The organism is Aquabacterium sp. A3 (assembly GCF_038069945.1).
Classification (GTDB): Bacteria; Pseudomonadota; Gammaproteobacteria; order Burkholderiales; family Burkholderiaceae_C; genus Aquabacterium.
Genome location: NZ_JBBPEV010000001.1, coordinates 128,882 through 145,122 on the forward strand (window position 1 = coordinate 128,882; position 16,241 = coordinate 145,122).

General features: G+C 62.6%; 12 protein-coding genes. 4 read left to right on the forward strand and 8 right to left on the reverse strand.

Annotated features, from left to right (window positions below):
- Positions 1 to 153: 153 nt before the first annotated feature.
- The 3 genes from WNB94_RS00535 to imuA are packed head-to-tail and all read right to left on the reverse strand — an operon-like array spanning position 154 to position 5,434.
- Positions 154 to 3,336, reverse strand: coding sequence for an error-prone DNA polymerase (locus WNB94_RS00535; RefSeq protein WP_341387650.1), 3,183 nt, complete (start codon positions 3,334 to 3,336; stop codon positions 154 to 156).
- Between the two features lie 12 nt (positions 3,337 to 3,348).
- The gene (locus WNB94_RS00540; protein WP_341387651.1) at positions 3,349 to 4,719 is read right to left on the reverse strand and encodes a Y-family DNA polymerase; all 1,371 of its coding nucleotides are present in this window, start codon (positions 4,717 to 4,719) and stop codon (positions 3,349 to 3,351) included.
- Positions 4,667 to 5,434 carry a translesion DNA synthesis-associated protein ImuA gene (imuA, locus tag WNB94_RS00545; protein ID WP_341387652.1) on the reverse strand — a complete coding sequence of 256 codons (768 nt, stop codon included), beginning with the start codon at positions 5,432 to 5,434 and terminating at the stop codon, positions 4,667 to 4,669. The genes WNB94_RS00540 and imuA overlap by 53 nt, the downstream gene beginning before the upstream one ends.
- Before the next feature lie 152 nt (positions 5,435 to 5,586).
- Here imuA and ribA point away from each other — a divergent pair, with 152 nt between their 5' ends.
- Together ribA and WNB94_RS00555 are read left to right on the forward strand one after the other, a co-directional pair.
- A complete protein-coding gene (ribA, locus tag WNB94_RS00550; RefSeq protein ID WP_341387654.1) occupies positions 5,587 to 6,237 on the forward strand; it encodes a GTP cyclohydrolase II in 651 nt (216 codons plus the stop codon).
- Positions 6,238 to 6,246: 9 nt separating this feature from the next.
- Entirely contained in the window at positions 6,247 to 7,143 is an 897-nt protein-coding gene (locus tag WNB94_RS00555) for a cation diffusion facilitator family transporter (RefSeq protein ID WP_341387655.1), read from the forward strand.
- Between the two features lie 7 nt (positions 7,144 to 7,150).
- Here the strand turns inward: WNB94_RS00555 and WNB94_RS00560 are convergent, their stop codons facing one another.
- Together WNB94_RS00560 and WNB94_RS00565 are read right to left on the reverse strand one after the other, a co-directional pair.
- Positions 7,151 to 8,395, reverse strand: a complete 1,245-nt coding sequence (locus tag WNB94_RS00560) for a GGDEF domain-containing protein (protein ID WP_341387656.1) — start codon at positions 8,393 to 8,395, stop codon at positions 7,151 to 7,153.
- 6 nt (positions 8,396 to 8,401) lie between these two features.
- Positions 8,402 to 9,634: a GGDEF domain-containing protein gene (locus WNB94_RS00565; protein WP_341387657.1), complete on the reverse strand. Its 1,233-nt coding sequence runs from the start codon at positions 9,632 to 9,634 to the stop codon at positions 8,402 to 8,404.
- Between the two features lie 125 nt (positions 9,635 to 9,759).
- Between WNB94_RS00565 and WNB94_RS00570 the strand changes: the two genes are divergently transcribed.
- Entirely contained in the window at positions 9,760 to 12,816 is a 3,057-nt protein-coding gene (locus WNB94_RS00570; protein WP_341387659.1) for a transglycosylase domain-containing protein, read from the forward strand.
- Positions 12,817 to 12,987: 171 nt separating this feature from the next.
- Positions 12,988 to 13,464 (forward strand): hypothetical protein, encoded by a 477-nt coding sequence (locus WNB94_RS00575; RefSeq protein WP_341387661.1) that lies wholly within the window; start codon positions 12,988 to 12,990, stop codon positions 13,462 to 13,464.
- A 244-nt stretch (positions 13,465 to 13,708) separates the two neighbouring features.
- Here the strand turns inward: WNB94_RS00575 and WNB94_RS00580 are convergent, their stop codons facing one another.
- Genes WNB94_RS00580 through WNB94_RS00590 form a run of 3 tightly spaced genes read right to left on the reverse strand, consistent with a single transcriptional unit; the run spans position 13,709 to position 15,955 of the window.
- Positions 13,709 to 14,704, reverse strand: a complete 996-nt coding sequence (locus WNB94_RS00580; protein WP_341387663.1) for a zonular occludens toxin domain-containing protein — start codon at positions 14,702 to 14,704, stop codon at positions 13,709 to 13,711.
- Positions 14,701 to 15,006 carry a DUF2523 family protein gene (locus tag WNB94_RS00585; RefSeq protein WP_341387664.1) on the reverse strand — a complete coding sequence of 102 codons (306 nt, stop codon included), beginning with the start codon at positions 15,004 to 15,006 and terminating at the stop codon, positions 14,701 to 14,703. The genes WNB94_RS00580 and WNB94_RS00585 overlap by 4 nt, the downstream gene beginning before the upstream one ends.
- A gap of 10 nt (positions 15,007 to 15,016) precedes the next feature.
- Positions 15,017 to 15,955 carry a hypothetical protein gene (locus WNB94_RS00590; RefSeq protein ID WP_341387666.1) on the reverse strand — a complete coding sequence of 313 codons (939 nt, stop codon included), beginning with the start codon at positions 15,953 to 15,955 and terminating at the stop codon, positions 15,017 to 15,019.
- Positions 15,956 to 16,241 lie beyond the last annotated feature (286 nt).

The following is a 16,241-nucleotide window of genomic DNA, read 5'->3' on the forward strand; positions in this document are numbered from 1 at the left end:
GTCTCCTGTGGTGTGGCCTCTGAAGTGGGCCAGGCGGACACATTCTAGTTTGTGACAACGATTATTGTCGAATTTGACTTGTCTTGAAACGCCGTCAGGTGTTGCCGGTTCGCCAAGTCCATGCCTGACATGGTCGCTGAACGTCAGCAGGCCTCAGTGAAAGTCCCGACTCTGCGTGGGCAGCTGCCCCAACAGCGGGCTGAGATCGTGCAGGTGGCCGGCGACCAAGTGGCACACCTCGCCCTGGCGTTGCCAGGTGCCATACACCGCCATCAGCCGGGCATGGATCAGGGTGTGGCGCTGTCTGACCTTCAAGGCGGGCCATACGATCACGTTGACCGTGCCGGTTTCGTCTTCCAGCGTCACGAAGACCACGCCTGAGGCCGTGCCAGGTTGTTGGCGCACCGTGACGATGCCGCAGGCGCGGGCCAGTTGCCCGTCACGACGTTGGCGCAGCGCTTCGGCAGACATCACCCGGTAGGGCACCAGCAAGGGTCTGAGCAGGGCCAGCGGATGGCTGCGCAGGGTCAGCCCCAGCGCCGCATAGTCATGGCTGACCTCTTCTCCCTCCGAGGCCTGGGGCAAGGCCAACGCCGCCTCATGGATGGGAGCATCGCGCAACAGCAGGGCGTCCGTGCGGCTGGCGGCCAGGGCCGCCCACATCTGCTGCCGGCGGTGCCCGGCCAGGCTGCTCAGGGCATCGGCCGAGGCCAGAGCGCGCACATCTTGCGGGCTCAGTTGCGCGGCCCGAACCAGGGCCTCCACCGAGTCGATCGCGGCCCCTTCCGGTGATGTCAGCTTGAGTCGCTCGATGCGCGCTGCGCCTTCTCGCGACAAGCCACTCAGCAGGCGCAGGCCCAGGCGCACGGCCAGTTGTTGGTCTTGGTGGGGGGAGTCGACCGATTGGATCGGCTCCAGGTGGCAATCCCACCGGCTGTGCAACACATCGGGTGGCCGCACCTCCACCCCATGTCGTCGTGCGTCCTGAATCAACTGGCTGGGGGTGTAGAAGCCCAAGGGCTGTGAGTTGAGCAGGCCCGCCAGGAAGGCCGCCGGCTCGTGTCGTTTCACCCAGGCGCTGGCATAAACCAGCTTGGCAAAGCTGGCCGCGTGCGACTCGGGGAAGCCGTACTCGCCAAAGCCCTGGATCTGCTGAAAGATCTGCTCGGCAAAGGCCGCTTCATAGCCGTTGGCCACCATGCCCTGCAGCACCTTGTCACGAAAACGATGTACACCCCCTTTGCGGCGCCAGGCGGCCATGGAGCGGCGCAGCTCATCGGCCTCGCCCGGGGTGAAGCCCGCGGCCAGCACCACGATCTGCATCACCTGCTCCTGAAAGATGGGCACGCCCAGGGTGCGCTGCAGTGCGGGCTTCAAGCCAGGCGGGTAGAGCACCAGCGAGGGGTCTTCGCGGCGCTGCAGATAGGGGTGCACCATGCCCCCTTGGATGGGCCCGGGACGCACCAGGGCCACCTCCACCACCAGGTCGTAAAAGCAGGCTGGCTTCAGGCGCGGCAGCATGCTCATCTGCGCGCGGCTTTCGATCTGGAACACACCAATGGTGTCGGCCTCCCACATCATCCGGTAAGTGGCCTCGTCTTCCAGCGGAATGTCTTGCATTTTGAAGGGGTGGCCACGTCGCTGGCCGACCAACGTCAGCGACTTGCGCAAGGCGGTCAGCATGCCCAGGGCCAGCACGTCCACCTTCATGAGGCCCAAGGCATCCAGATCGTCCTTGTCCCACTGGATGATGCTGCGCTCGGGCATGCTGGCGTTTTCAATGGGCACCATGCGGCACAAGGCACCCCGCGCCAGCACGAAGCCACCGGTGTGCTGGCTCAGGTGGCGGGGAAAGCCCTCCAGGGTCTGGCTCAGCTCCAGCCATTGGCGCACCACGCGGGCTTGCGGGTCAAAGCCCACCTCGGCCAGGCGCTGCGCCAGCACCTCGGCGCCCTCTGACCAGTGCAGGTTCTTGGCCGCCCTGTCCACATCGTCCTGGGGCAGGCCCAGTGCCTTGCCCACATCACGCAGGGCGCTGCGCTTGCGATAACTGATCACGGTGGCGGTCAACGCCGCCCGGTCTCGGCCGTACTTGCGGTACAGGTACTGGATGACTTCTTCACGACGCTCGTGCTCGAAGTCGACATCGATGTCAGGCGGCTCGTTGCGTTCTTTGGAGATGAAACGCTCGAACAGCAGGCAGCTTTCAGCCGGGTTCACCTCGGTGATGCCCAGGGCGTAGCACACCGCCGAGTTGGCCGCGCTGCCGCGCCCCTGGCACAAGATGCCCTGGCTGCGGGCAAATCGCACCGTGTCGTACACCGTGAGAAAGTACTTGGCAAAGCCCATCTCTGTGATCAGGGCCAGTTCTTTGTCCACCTGGATACGCACCGCGTCAGGGGCGCCGTGGGCATAGCGTTCTTTCAACCCTGCCTCGGTGAGCAGTTTCAGCCAGTGATCAGCCGTCTGCCCAGCCGGAACGATTTCGTCGGGGTATTCATACGTCAACTCATCAAGGCTGAAGGCGCATCGGGCCATCACATCCTGGGTGGCCTGCAGCAGCGGCACTGGATAGCGCTGTGCCAGGCGCAAGCGGCTGCGCAGGTGACGTTCGGCGTGTCGCTCCAGCGTCAAGCCGCACTGCGCCACCGGCTGTCCGGTGCGGATGGCGGCGAGCACGTCCAGCAGTGGTTTGCGTGATCGAACATGCATCAGCACATCACCGCAAGCCACCAGGGGGACACGGTTGGCGCTTGAAACCGCCTCCATGGTTTTCAACCACCAGGTGTCGTCCAGGCTGTGGTGCAACGACACGCCCAGCCAGCAACGACCTGCAAATTGTTGTCGCAGCCAACGGGCCTGCGCATGCAGCACGTCCATGGGTGCTTCGCGCGAGGGCAACATCAGCACCACACAGTCGCCCAGTTGGGCAGGCTGGAGGTCATGGCGCGACAGCGTGGCCAAGCCCTTGCCTTCAACCGCGCGGCGCAGTCGGGTGATGAACTCACACAGCAGGCCATAGCCCAGACGGTGACAGGCCAGCACCACCAGGGTGAATGGCACCAGGTCTTGCACCTCGAACTGGCTGCCGATGAGCAACTGGAATGAATCTGCGCCAGGCACTTGAGCGCGTCGAGCTTCGCGCAGCGCCAAATGAGCGCGCACGACCCCGGCCAGGCTGCCATGGTCGGTCAAGGCCAGGCCGGTGTAGCCCAAAGCCAAGGCCCGCTGGATCAGTTCTTCAGGGTGAGAGGCCCCATGCAGAAAGCTGAAGTTCGAGCGCGTGACCAGCTCCGCATAAGGCGGCAGCCCCGGGCGTTCGGGCTTGAGTTGCATGCCTGGGCCTCCTCAGGCAAAAAAGCCATGCAGAAACCACGGCGACCCCGCATCGTTCGGACCTGTCCGTTGCTTGAACACCCACAGCAAACCAGCCTGTGGACTGCTGGCCAGGTAGTAGTCACGCACGACCAGCGCGCCCGGAGCCTCATCCCACCAACCCGCCTCCACACGGTGCGGTCCGGCCAACAAGGTGAGTGGTCCCTGGTAATGCGGCTGTTCACCCCGCGCGTGGCCTGCATCGATCAGTGTGAGCCTGATGGGGGTGGGTAGCAACCACGAAGGGTGTGTGCCGTGCTGAGGGCCCGATGGAGGCACTGACTTGACCGTGTCAAGGGCTGGCCAGGCCTGCCACGCTTGCGTGCATTCGATGCGGTGGTCGGGTCTCAGCCCCCCGCGTCGCAGGCCTGTGGTTCCCAGGCGCACGCTGACCCTGTCCATCCAGTCCAGCCAGCGCTCGCGCCGGGCCTGCACGTCTGCTGCCGAACGTGTGTTGTGCCCAAGCGCTGCGGTGGTGCATTCTTGAAACAGGGTGTTGTTGGCGCGCGGTACGGGCTGAAAGTCGCTGCTGCACAAGGTCAGGTCGCTGACCGGCGCGCTCAGGGTGAGTCGAGCCAGATGCTCGGCCACCAGGTGCTCCAGACGACCGACTTCCTGGGTGGCGCTGGACAAGCGCACCGTGTGTTGCCCATCGCGCGCGCCGTCGTGATTGCGCCAGGCGTGTCGCCATCCCAGTTGCAGGCTGCACACCCCCAGATGTCGAGCTTGCAGCCAGCGGGCCAAGGCTTGCAGCAAAGGCCGCCAGTGGGTGATCAGCGCTGGGGCCGCATCTTGTGCATGCGGCAATTCGCACTGGGCCTCGAAGCCTGGTGGGGCTTGCAGCCACTGCAAAGGCTGCGGACACCGTCCGGTGGCCTGATCCAGGGTGCGGAGGATGCCATCACCAAATCGGCGCGCGAGGCCTTCACGGGGCAGCTTGAGCACATCGCCCACCGTGTGACACCCCAGCCGCGACAGGGCATGTGCATGGCGCCCCACCGCATGCAGACTGCGCAGGGGCAATGCCGACAAGCGTGCCCGCGGGGCAGGCCCCCAGCCCTCGATGGGGTGCAACTGGCGTGCTTGCGCGCAGGCGGCCAAGGCCGTTCGCGCCCACGCCCAGCCAGTCATGCCATGGTGACGGGCGCCATCAGCGACCAGGGCATGCAGACGCTCCAGGCCACCAAACAGCCTTGCACTGGCCTGCACTTCCAGCACCAGGCAGTCTTCCAGCCAGGCCACCTTGGGCGTGAACTGAAGCGCCCAGGCCACGCAGGTGTCTGCTGGGCCATCAGCCTTGAGCGATGGCGGCGTGCGGTGAGCGAGTGCGATCCAGTGCAGCATGGGATGCACCTTGCAGCGGCGTGTGCAGGGGCGCAGACCCTGGAGGGGTCATGGGCAGCAGTCGGGCCAAGGACACGGGCCAGACGGGCAGCACGATGGGGTGCGGCCAGGGACTGCCGCGTCGTTTGAGCAGGCGAACCTGCAGCGGGTGAGGGCATGGCCCCAGGTGCAGGCTCAGGCGCAATGGCGCTGCAGAGGGCAGTTCGGCTGCCTGCAAACCCCGAAAACCGAAGAACAGACCGCCATGGTGTGCGGCCACGGCCTGCAAGCGGCGCACAACCTGGGTGGGTGTGTGTGGCAGCCAGGCCAGGATGGCGCTGAAGCAGTCGGCTTTCAGGGCCTGGTCAATCACCCACAGGCGATCGCTGTGTGCATGGGCTTCAGCCCATTGAATGCTGTCAGCAGGAATGCGCCAGGACTGCAGTCCCAGCAAGCCAGGCTCATGGGGCGGGTTGACCAGCAGCACGGGTGACTGTGCGCTGGCCAGGGGCGACAAGGCGGGGCCCAGCAAGCGCCATTCGCCCTGGCCGGCTTGTGTTTGCAGGATTTCAGTGAGGCAGCCGATGGGCCAGCCGCCTCCTGGCAGGGCGGTGTCCAGGGAGGCGTGGCCACTGGGGAGCACCCGCACGGGGGCCGACGCCTGGCCATGACCAGGCCAGACCGCTTGCCGAAGGTGATCGGGCAGGGCGACAGAGCGAACAACAGGGCGGCTCACAGGGCGGATCAATGGCCCCTGGAAGGACGGACTCGAAGACATTTGAATACTGTACATGCATACAGTACTTTTGTGTGAATTTCCATTCGATCCTGACCGTGCCAGCCAAGCCTGTCGGCTTTTGGCAAAATAGATGCCCCTGAGGAAAACCAATGTCCAGTCCAGAACCCGCCAAGCAGACCCCAGCCCAGCCTGTCACACCCGTCACGGCCGCGCTGGTCGATTTGCTGGCCGAAGCCCGTGTTCCCACCGAGCACGGCACCTTCACCATGAAGTTGTTCAAGGAGAAGTCCACGGGGCTGGAGCATGTGGCCATGGTCATGGGCGATGTCCAGGGCAGTGCGCTGGTGCGGGTGCACTCCGAGTGCATGACCGGTGATGTGTTTGGCTCTTTGCGCTGCGATTGCGGCCCCCAGTTGCAGTTCGCCATGAGCGAAATCGGCAAAAAGGGGCAGGGCGTGGTGGTGTACCTGCGGCAAGAGGGCCGCGGCATCGGTCTGGCCAACAAGCTCAAGGCCTACCAGTTGCAAGATCAGGGCATGGACACGGTCGAGGCCAACCTGCACCTTGGTTTTGCGGCCGACCTGCGCAACTTCGATGTGGCGGCTCAGATTCTGGACTATCTGGGCGTGTCGTCCGTGCACCTCATGACGAACAACCCGCGCAAGGTCGACACGCTGCGCCAGCATGGGGTCAAGATCGATGAGCGTGTGCCTGTGCGAAGCGACGTTCAGTCTGAAAACGAGCGGTACCTGGGCACCAAGGCCCGAAAGCTCGGACACCACATCGACTGGCTGGGCTGAGTTTTTGCCATGGCCACCACGCCATCACGCATCGACATGAGTCTGCGCGAGCAGGTGGCTCGCCGCAGCACCTGGGTGAGCATGGTGGTCAACACCGTGCTCACCCTGGCGCAACTGTGGGTGGGCATGGTGTCGCGATCACAGGCCCTGGTGGCCGATGCCATCCATTCCTTGTCTGACCTGATGTCGGATGTCATCGTGCTGCTGGCCAATCGCCAAAGCCACAAGGCGGCGGACGCTGATCATCAATACGGACATCAGCGTTTCGAGACGGCTTCATCGCTGGTTCTGGGTCTGTTGCTGCTCGGTGTCGGTGCGGGCATGGTGTGGCGTGTGGTGCCTTATCTTTCACCTGAGGGGCCGTCGAATGTGGTCGTTGACCCCTTGGCCCTGTATGTGTCGGTGTTCACGCTGCTGTGCAAGGAAGGGCTCTTTCGCTACCTGCTGCATCAGGCCGAGAAAGTGCGCTCCAGCATGCTGGTGGCCAATGCCTGGCACTCGCGCTCTGATGCGGCCTCGTCCCTGGTGGTGGCGCTGGGCATCGCTGGCAACCTGGCGGGCTACCCGGTGCTGGACGCCGTGGCTGCCCTGGTCGTGGGCCTGCTCATCTTGCGCATGGGCGGTCAATTCGCCTGGCGGGCGCTGGACGACCTGATGGACAGGGCTGCCGACACAGAGCATGTTCAGCAAATCGAGCAGGCGGTGCGCGACACCCCAGGTGTTCTGGGGTTCCATGACTTGCGTACACGCAAGATGGGCGACCTGATTCTGGTTGATGTGCACATCGAAGTGCAGGGCGAACAGTCTGTGGCGCAGGCGCATGACATTGCCGTGGCGGTCCACCAGCGCATTTTGGCGTGTGGCGCGCCCGTGCTGGATGTGATGACTCACCTGGATCCGGCTTGAGGACTGCTCAGGCCGCGATGCCCATGGTGTCGTGAAGCACGACCCGGTTGCGGCCAGCCGACTTGGCCTCGGACAAGGCCTGCTCGGCGGCATGTATCAGCGATTCTGCAGTCCGCTCGGTGCTGGCCTGATCAACCACCGCACCAATGCTCACCGTCACGTAGCGCGAGGCCGCCGACGCGGCATGCCGAACGCCCATGGATGACACCGCCTGCCTGATGCGCTCTGCCAGAGCACCAATGCGGGACTTGGCATCGTCAGGCAAGAGCACCACGAACGTGTCATCGCCATACCGTGCCACCCGGTCGTCGGCACGCTTGATGCAATCCTGAATGGACTGCCCGACCTGCCGCAAGCAACTTTCACTGGCCATCAGTCCGTAGCGATCGTGATAGCGTTTGAAGTGGTCGATGTTGATCATCAACAGCCCAAGATCGCCACGGTGCAGCACTTGATGTTGCCACGCCAGCGGAAGACGCTCTTGAATATGGCGGCGATTGAACAGCCCGGTGATCGGGTCGGTGCGGGCCAGATCTCGCAGGCGTTGATGGGTGGTTGTCAACTCATGCACCACGGCGCGTTCGCGCAACAGCAGCAGATGTCGGCGGCGTTCGTCGCGCTCCATCACGTAGTTCGCCACCAGCGTGAACAGGGCCATGCTCAGGATGAGCGATGCAATGGCCGGCAGCATGTTGAGGTCAAAACCTCCGGCCAGCCAGGCGGTCAGCACATGCATGCTCAGCACGCATGCGCTGAACAGCACCGCCCACCAAAAGCGCAGTCGTTGCACGGTGTTGCCGTACACCAAAACGACCATGAATCCCGAGTGGTAGTACGCCGTGTAGCGCATCTCCGTTGAAAACAGGATGAATGAGAGGCTGCCAGCGGCCAGAAGCCCACCGGTGATGGCCAACAGGTCATAAATCGAAGGCATCACCCGCTCGATGCGGTCAAAACTGCCACGCCAGACATGCCACAGGAAGATGATGGACAGCGGTGTGAACAGCAGAATTCGCATCACCAGCGCCAGCATGAAAGCTTCCGGCGCCATGAGGTAGTCGGCCACCAGGAAGCCGTTGTACACCAGCAGCGATACCAGCCCACTGAGTAAAAACTGTCGCTTGCGCTCGTGAACGGTGTCGCGCAGGAAGGTGCGCTCCAGGTCCACCGGAAAGCGCAGCCACGGAAAGCCTTGCTCCAGCAGGCGATCGATGCGCTGGGTGTCGTACAAAGGGGCACGCGACTCACTCATGTCGGCTCACCCATCCGTCCCGAAGGCAAACACCGTGTTGCCGCCCTGTTGTTTGGCCTGCCTCAAGGCCTCGTCGGCCGCCGCAATCAGTTGGGCCGAGGTGGCGTGCGGCGCATCCGGGCGCATGCTGGCCACCCCCACGCTCACGGTCAAGCAGGTGGTGGGCGACAGCGGGTGAGGCACCTGCAAGGCTTCCACGCCGGTGCGGATGCGCTGAGCCGTGGCGGCGGCATGGGTGATGTTTTGTCCTGCCTGCAGCAAAGCGAATTCTTCGCCACCATAGCGCGCCAGAAAATCTTCGGGCTGCAGGACATGGTTTCTAAGCATGGCTGCAATCCGTTGAAGGCAGCCGTCACCTTCTTCTTGCCCCACCGACGTGTTGTAAGCACGAAATTGATCCAGATCCAGCAGGATCATGGACAAAGGCTGACCTGCGGTTTGTGCGCGCTGCCACGCCGTTGCCAGCGTGTCTTCGAAATGGTGCCGGTTGGGCAGGTCGGTCAGTGGGTCATGGCGAGAGGCCGCATTCAATTGTGCGTTGGCCTGCATCAACTCTTCGCGCAGCCTGCGCTCGCGCAGCCGGATCAGCCAGGTTCGACGCTCGTCGAGTTCGAGCGTCAAACATCCATACAAGGTAAACACACTCAGAGACAGCATCATGACCCCAGCAGGCAGCATCACCTCGCGTGGCGCCGAGGTGATTTGCAATGCCCCCCAGACGAACACTCCAAACACGATGATGTCGAGAAGCAGGGCCAGACCGAACCGGATTCGGGCCACCGTGTTGCTGAAGACCACGACAACGGCCAGGGATACCAGGTAAGGGCCGGCATTGGGGTGTTGGCTGATCACGCACAGGTAGGTGCTGATGCCTGCGGCCAAGAGCCCGGAGAACATGATCATGCCTTCACGTAGCCAAACCAAGGGCAGGCGGCTGACCATCAGCAGCAACAGCAGGGTGACCGGTGTGAACACGAACATGCGCAACATCACTGCCAGATCAAACTGATCCGGGATCATGACCGCATCCGCCACAAGTATCCAGTTGTACAGAAAGGCCACCACGACGCCGCTGGCCATGGTGACGTTCAGACGCCGTGTGGTGTGGTCGCGCATGAAGCGCGACTCAAGGGGCGCAGGTAGCCGCAACAAGCCCAGGCGCTTGTTCAGGAGGCTGTCAATGGTGCTGACACCCACGTTGGTCAGCGCCTCGGGAGGGCGCGTCAGTCCGGAAATCATGCTGCCGGGATCGTAGCGGATTGCCACCTGTTGGGGTCTTCGCAACACTTGTCGCTTACCCTGAGCCCAGGCCTGAAATGTGGCAAGCTGATAACCCACATCGTCGATTGTGAAACACCTTTTCCATGCTGTCAGAGATCCCGCCCTCGGCCGAGTTCGCAGCGCAGCATGATGAGCCCCCAGTAGGGCCGCCTGCCAGGGCCCATCTGCGCATGCGATGGCTGCTCATGGGGCTGGTGGGGCTGTTGCTGATGGCCGTTGCCTGGTGGGGGCAGCGGGAGTTGCAGACCTCTCGCTGGCAGGCCCGGTACATCCATGCCCATGCCGCCAAACTGGCGTATCAGCTCCAGCCGGGGCTGTCCGATCGCATCCGATTTCCTGCCCATGGCCCCTTCGACGTGCGCCTGGGGTATGTCGGGCTGCCTCAGTTCAGCGAACGCTTGCAACAGCAACGGTTTGCATTGACCGAACAGACCCGGTTCAATGATGCGCTGCTGGCTCATGTGGACCGTGGCTGGTTTGCGCCCTATGACGAAAAGACCCAGGCGGGCCTGACCGTGGAGGATTGCCGGGGCGAATCGTTCTATCGCTTCAGGTACCCCCACCGGGCTTACGCCCGATTCGACGACATCCCGAAGGTGGTCTGGAGCACCTTGCTGTACATCGAAAACCGCGACCTGCTGGACCCAGACCGTCCCTACATGAATCCAGCGGTCGACTGGATACGTTTTGCGCGCGCAGCCGCCGGGCAAGCCGCGCAGGTGGTCAGTGATGATTTCGACACCCCGGGGGGCAGCACCCTGGCCACGCAGATCGAGAAATACCGTCATTCGCCAGGCGGCATCACCCAGGGTGGGCTGGAAAAGGTCAGGCAGATGGCTTCTGCGGCCGTGCGCGCTTATCAACCAGGTGAACGCACCCTGCCGGCACGTCGTCAACTGGTGCTGGAGTACCTCAACACCGTTCCGCTGTCGGCGGCACCGCGACATGGCGAAGTCAATGGCCTGGGCGATGGCCTGTGGGTGTGGTTCAACGCCGACTTTGCACAGGTCAACCAGCACCTCAGCCAGCCTTTGGGCGCAGGGGCTCAACAGCAGGCTCAAGGGCAATCCTTGCGCCGCGTCGTGGCGCTGATGATCGCGCATCGGCGCCCATCGTGGTACCTGGGCAAAGGGCGCCAGGACCTGGAGGACAGCACCTCGGCGTACCTGCGCCTGATGGCGCAGCAAGGCGTGATCAGCCCGGCATGGCGAGACGCGGCACTGGGTCAGGCCCTGAGGTTCAGGGACATGCGCCTGCAGCCGCCAGTCCAGCAGACCCAATCCGACAAAGGCAGCATGCTGGTGCGTGCCCGGTTGGCCCACGTTCTGCAAACGTCCCTCTACGAGCTCGATCGCCTGGACGTCAAGCTGCAATCCACGCTCGATGCCCGAATGCAGGAGTCGGTCAGCGCTTACATGGCAAAACTCACCCAACCGGCTTTTGCCCGAGCGCAAGGCCTGGTGGGGGAGCGCATGCTGTCGGGCAACACCTTGGGTGAGGTTCGTTACAGCTTCACCCTCATCGAGCGCACGCCACAAGGCAACAAGGTGAGGGTGCAGACCGACACCTCCGGGCAAGCACTGGACATCAACGATGGCAGCAAGCTGGAGCTGGGCTCTACCGCCAAACTGCGGGTGCTGACCACCTACCTGGAGCTGGTGGCCGAACTGCACCAGCGCTTGTCCGCCCTGGACGATGCCGCACTTCAAAAACAACCCATCGATGCGCGTGATGAGCTGAGCCGTTGGGCCGTGCAACATTTGCGGCAGTCAGACGATCGCAGTCTGCCGACCATGCTGGACGCAGCCCTTGAACGGCAGTTTTCAGCCAGTCCGGACGAATCGTTTTTCACCGGGGGGGGATTGCACGTTTTTGGCAATTTCAACCGAGACGACGACTCGCGCCACCCCACGCTGCGTGAATCGCTGCAGGCGTCCATCAACCTGCCGTTCGTGCGCTTGATGCGCGAGGTCGTCAGACACGTCATCCACCAGACCCCTGGCAGCACCGCCACCTTGCTCGGTGATGACAACGACCCGCGTCGTCGCGAATATCTGACCCGTTTTGCCGATAGGGAAGGGCAGGCCTTTGTGCGCAAGTTCTGGCGCAAAACCGAGGGGCGCCATACCGAAGCTCTTCGTGACGTGCTGCTGGATGGCTTGCGGCCGGACGCGGATCGCCTGGCGGCGGTGTTTCGCTTCATCGAACCGAACGCCTCGGTGGACGACCTGCGGCGCTTTCTTGACAAGCGGCTGAACCGCGCCGTCAACGCATCACAAGCGGCTGCCTTGTATGCGCGTTATGCCCCCGATGCCTACAGCCTGCCTGACCGTGGCTACATGGCCCGGGTGCACCCGCTGGAGTTGTGGGTGGTGAGCTACCGGCTGGCTCGGCCACAGGCCACCTTGTCCGAGGCCTTGCGTGACAGTGCGCAGCAACGCCAGGAGGTGTACGGCTGGTTGTTTCAGACCCGTGCCAAAGAAGCACGTGACACGCGCATCTACACCATGCTGGAGGTCGAGGCGTTTCTGGAAATCCACCGGCGCTGGGCGCGCCTGGGCTATCCGTTCGGCAGCCTGGTGCCATCCCTGGCCACGGCCCTGGGCAGTTCGGGCGACCGGCCCGCCGCACTGGCCGAACTGATGGGCATCATCGTCAACGATGGCGTGCGCAAAGGCACACGACGCATCCAGACCGTGCGCTTTGCGCAAGGCACGCCTTATGAAACGGCCTTCGAGCAACAGGCTTCAGACGCCGAGCAGGTGCTTCAGCCTGCCGTGGCTCACGCGCTGAAGAAGGCACTGTCCGAGGTGGTCGAGCGAGGCACGGCACGCCGTTTGTCGGGGGCCTTCGTGCTGGCCAATGAGCGTGTACTGGCCATGGGCGGCAAAACCGGTACCGGCGACAACCGCATTGTGGTGAAAGGCAAACCGGTGGCCTCATTGAACCGCACCGCCACCTTTGTGTTCTACCTGGGCGACCGACACTTTGGCACCATCACCGCGTACGTGGTGGGCCCGCAGGCCTCACGTCACCGATTCACCTCCGGCTTGCCGGTGCAGATCCTGCGTTCGATGGCGCCCATCCTGGGGCCACACCTCGAAGACGCTGTTGGCGCAGAGCGGGCATGTCCGGCTTGAGCGAGGACTTGGCGCTTTTCTGCTTTTGCTGACGTGTTCTTGAGTTGACATAATATACATCGTGGAAACTTTATCGTGCAGCACGTCGAATGCTGGCGGCAATGACCGGTCTTTTCCGGCGTTCCTGGTCGTGCGTGCCTTGCTGAAATTGGCCGCATGGCGCTACACAAAATGCCGCGCCAGATCCCGGGCTTCAGAGCGATCACCGAGGATCTAGGCGCCACCCCCAGGGACATTGCGCGATCGCTCGACGTGGGCCTGTCAACGGCCTACAGGTGGCTGCAAAACGATCAGGCACCCCGCATGGCGTGCCTGTCGCTTTTTTGGCTCACTCGCTGGGGTTTATCCCAGGTCGATGCCGAGCTGTTCAATCTGCACCAGGTGCACGCCGGGCATGCTGACGCACTGCAACGGCGTGTGCGTGAACTGGAAAGCCAGTTGTTGGCCATGCGCTTGAGCCACTTCACCGAAACGATCGAGCGAGTGGACCCCGAGCTGATCAAGCGCATCGAGCATGTGGCCTTGCCTGCCTGGTTTGACATTGAAACCGAACGGGTGGGCAACGGCAAAGAGAGCCGGGAAATGGTGCTTGATATCCGCCCGGCCGAGCATCAGAACCTCAAGGCCGGCCAGGCTCTTACACGCTGAGCGCGACCATCACCAGTCAGCGGTGAACCCTCTCTACTCGCGACTTCAAAGGCCCACCGCGCGGGGGCGCTGCCCCCCCGTCCAGCCCTGCGGGCTGCGCGGTCGCCCCCCCGGAGACGGGGCCCTGCCCCTTCTCCCCGCTGCCTTCGGCGCGGGACCCCTCTCCCCCGACTGCCCGGTCTAGACGAGAAAAAGCCCAGGCCAGGCAGGGCACGGCCAGGCGCTGTTCACAGACCGTGAACGTTCACGGCGTGTGAGCGTTCACGGTTCGTGAACCCTGGCCAGGCTGCCCCTCCAGTTGCCACGCCACGAAGAAGCCGCCCGCCGCTATGTCCTGGCACAGCGGCTTGGGCACATCGAGGCGCGTGCCTTGCTGTGTGTAGCACTGGCACTTTGTGGCGGACTGGATGCACGCGGCCGGATATGGCGCCCTCACCGGCTGTGTGACCTGGTCATACACCGGCGCGGTGTAGGCCAAGCCACGAATGCGGGGCTGATGAGCCTCGAACCACTCGACGGGGTTTGCAGGGCCTGCAGGACGCGCACCAATGTCACCAGTTGACGTGATAGGGGCCTGCTGTGGCTGGGGTTGTTCGCCGCCGCCGTCGCGCTGCTTGGTGAAGACGTGCACAACGTACCAGATGGCCGCAATGATGAGCAGCAGGGCCAGGGGCAAGATGAGGAGCTTCTTGGGGATGTTGCGCTTGATGGTGTGCAGCTCGCTGGACTTGTACCAGGCATAAGCGGCCTTGTTGTAGCGCCATTCATGCTGGATCGCGTCCTTGCGGGTCTTGTCGCAGTTTTCAACACAACGGGACCACTCGAACATGGCGCAGGCCTCGAGGCCGAAGCGACGCACGTGGTGAATGTGACGGCCGACGCGGCGCCTGATCGCGCTGTCGAGTTCCATCGGGTGTTGAGTGATGATGACAATGTCATGGCCGTAGTGACCAAGTTCTGCTATAGCCTCAACGTGGGGGGGGACTTTAGATCCGACAGGCCGAACAGGAAAAACCTTATGGGCCTCATCGATGACGATAAGGGAGCCAATTGGCAATTCATACCACTTTGTAGCATCAACAAGTTCTTGCCACGGCAAAGCAACTTTATCGAGTATTTCTATTCCGTGGTAATAGACTTGGCGCTTTTCTTTTTCTGAACGCTCTTTGAGCATGCAGATAGCGTGCAAGGTTTTGCCGTTACGAGGCAAACCCGTCATGAGTGTGACTGGTGCGCTCATCGTGTCACCCACCGTTTGATGGTGTCGCCCTGGAGGCCTCGAAGTGTCAGGCGGATTATCAGAGCGCTAAACAATATATTGACGCAGGTGCCAATTTGCAGGAGGCCCATATATTGCGCAATTTGGGCAAAGGTGGCGGCGCTGTCCAGGTAGCTAAACGCTGTTGTCCTGGCCGTGTTGATGAGCGTCGACACGCCACTGAAAACAGCAACGCCTATGCCGAGGCCGACCAGGACGCGACCGGCCATCGTAGAAGCAGCCTGGACAAGCCCGCCGATCAGTGCAGCAATGAATAAAGGCATTTGAACTTCCTCAAGTGAACGCAATGCGCGCACCGGCCAGGGTGGCGCCAGCAACCAGCATCCAGCCGATCAGCTCGATGTATGGGCACGCTGTGCTAATGGGGATCGTGAACGTGGCCACGCCGCCAACGTTGACCTCGATGTCACCGGGGCAACTGGCGGTGTATGGGTTGGTGGTGTTGAAGTCCCCGACAGCGCCGCTGATCACATCGGGCGTTGAGCCGCTGAGCGTGCCTGCGATGGCCTGCTGCGCAGTGGCCACCTGGGCACTGTCCGCCGGTGTGTCGAACTTACATAGCAGCTCGGCCGCAGCCCTGGCCTGCGCGCATTGAACAGCATCACCGTCACACGAGTAATTGCCACAAGCACCGCCCCAAGCCGTGGTTTTGCACAGCTGGCTGTTTGGGTTTTCTTCACAGAACGAGCCCTTGTCCTGCTCGGTGGTTTCCGTGGTTGTTACCTCGTCGCCATCGTCATTTGTCGTCGTGGTGGTCGTGGTCGTGGTGCAGGTGCCACCGGTGCATGTTGTCTGACTTGTCGACTGAGTGCCAGCGGTCGACGTTGTGGTGGTCTCGCCGTTTTCATTCGTAGTCTCGGTGGTTCCGGTCTTATCGGTGCCGGTGGTGACAGTGTTGCAAGGTACACATTTATCGACCGGTGTGCCATTAATTTCGCCTCTGGCCCGACAAGTGCCTTTTTGGCACTGTTGATCAGCTTCAGGGTTTGGCTGATCCTCTGGATTTTCCCGCGACTCGGTTTCACTACCATCGCACGCCTGTCCGGTATTTACCAGGAAATACGAACCTCCGCCCCTTGTATCAAACCCGGCTTCATATTTACAACCGAGCGTGCATACGTACTGAGCCTTACCGTCGGTAATGGTCGCCAGCTGCTCACCAGCAAGGCACTCGGAAGGGCCGAGATTCACAATTGGCACCGTCCAGGTCATGGTAGTGGCCGGATAGTTTGGGCAATTAGGATGACCACCTCGTGTGATCTGCATAGAACAGGAACCACCGCTAGCGGTAGCAGTGGGCCCAACTGACCAACGGGTATAAACACCGCCAGTGTTCACGTCGTAGCACGCCACAGGTTGCCCAGCCGCAAAACCCCCACGGTAGTTATCACAAGCAGCTTGCGGCGTGCTGCCGGTTCCACGAATGACGTGATTGCCGTGGTGCGTGTACTTGACCTCATACGGAGAGGCCCATGACGGCAAGACAGACGCGCAGAGT

Coding starts and splice junctions, on each gene's coding strand:
- WNB94_RS00535 (WP_341387650.1), bottom strand. CDS start 3,336: ATGCAACTCAAGCCCGAACGCCCGGGGCTGCCGCCTTATGCGGAGCTG.
- WNB94_RS00540 (WP_341387651.1), bottom strand. CDS start 4,719: ATGCTGCACTGGATCGCACTCGCTCACCGCACGCCGCCATCGCTCAAG.
- ribA (WP_341387654.1), top strand. CDS start 5,587: ATGTCCAGTCCAGAACCCGCCAAGCAGACCCCAGCCCAGCCTGTCACA.
- WNB94_RS00555 (WP_341387655.1), top strand. CDS start 6,247: ATGGCCACCACGCCATCACGCATCGACATGAGTCTGCGCGAGCAGGTG.
- WNB94_RS00560 (WP_341387656.1), bottom strand. CDS start 8,395: ATGAGTGAGTCGCGTGCCCCTTTGTACGACACCCAGCGCATCGATCGC.
- WNB94_RS00565 (WP_341387657.1), bottom strand. CDS start 9,634: ATGATTTCCGGACTGACGCGCCCTCCCGAGGCGCTGACCAACGTGGGT.
- WNB94_RS00570 (WP_341387659.1), top strand. CDS start 9,760: ATGCTGTCAGAGATCCCGCCCTCGGCCGAGTTCGCAGCGCAGCATGAT.
- WNB94_RS00575 (WP_341387661.1), top strand. CDS start 12,988: ATGCCGCGCCAGATCCCGGGCTTCAGAGCGATCACCGAGGATCTAGGC.
- WNB94_RS00580 (WP_341387663.1), bottom strand. CDS start 14,704: ATGAGCGCACCAGTCACACTCATGACGGGTTTGCCTCGTAACGGCAAA.
- WNB94_RS00585 (WP_341387664.1), bottom strand. CDS start 15,006: ATGCCTTTATTCATTGCTGCACTGATCGGCGGGCTTGTCCAGGCTGCT.
- WNB94_RS00590 (WP_341387666.1), bottom strand. CDS start 15,955: ATGACCTGGACGGTGCCAATTGTGAATCTCGGCCCTTCCGAGTGCCTT.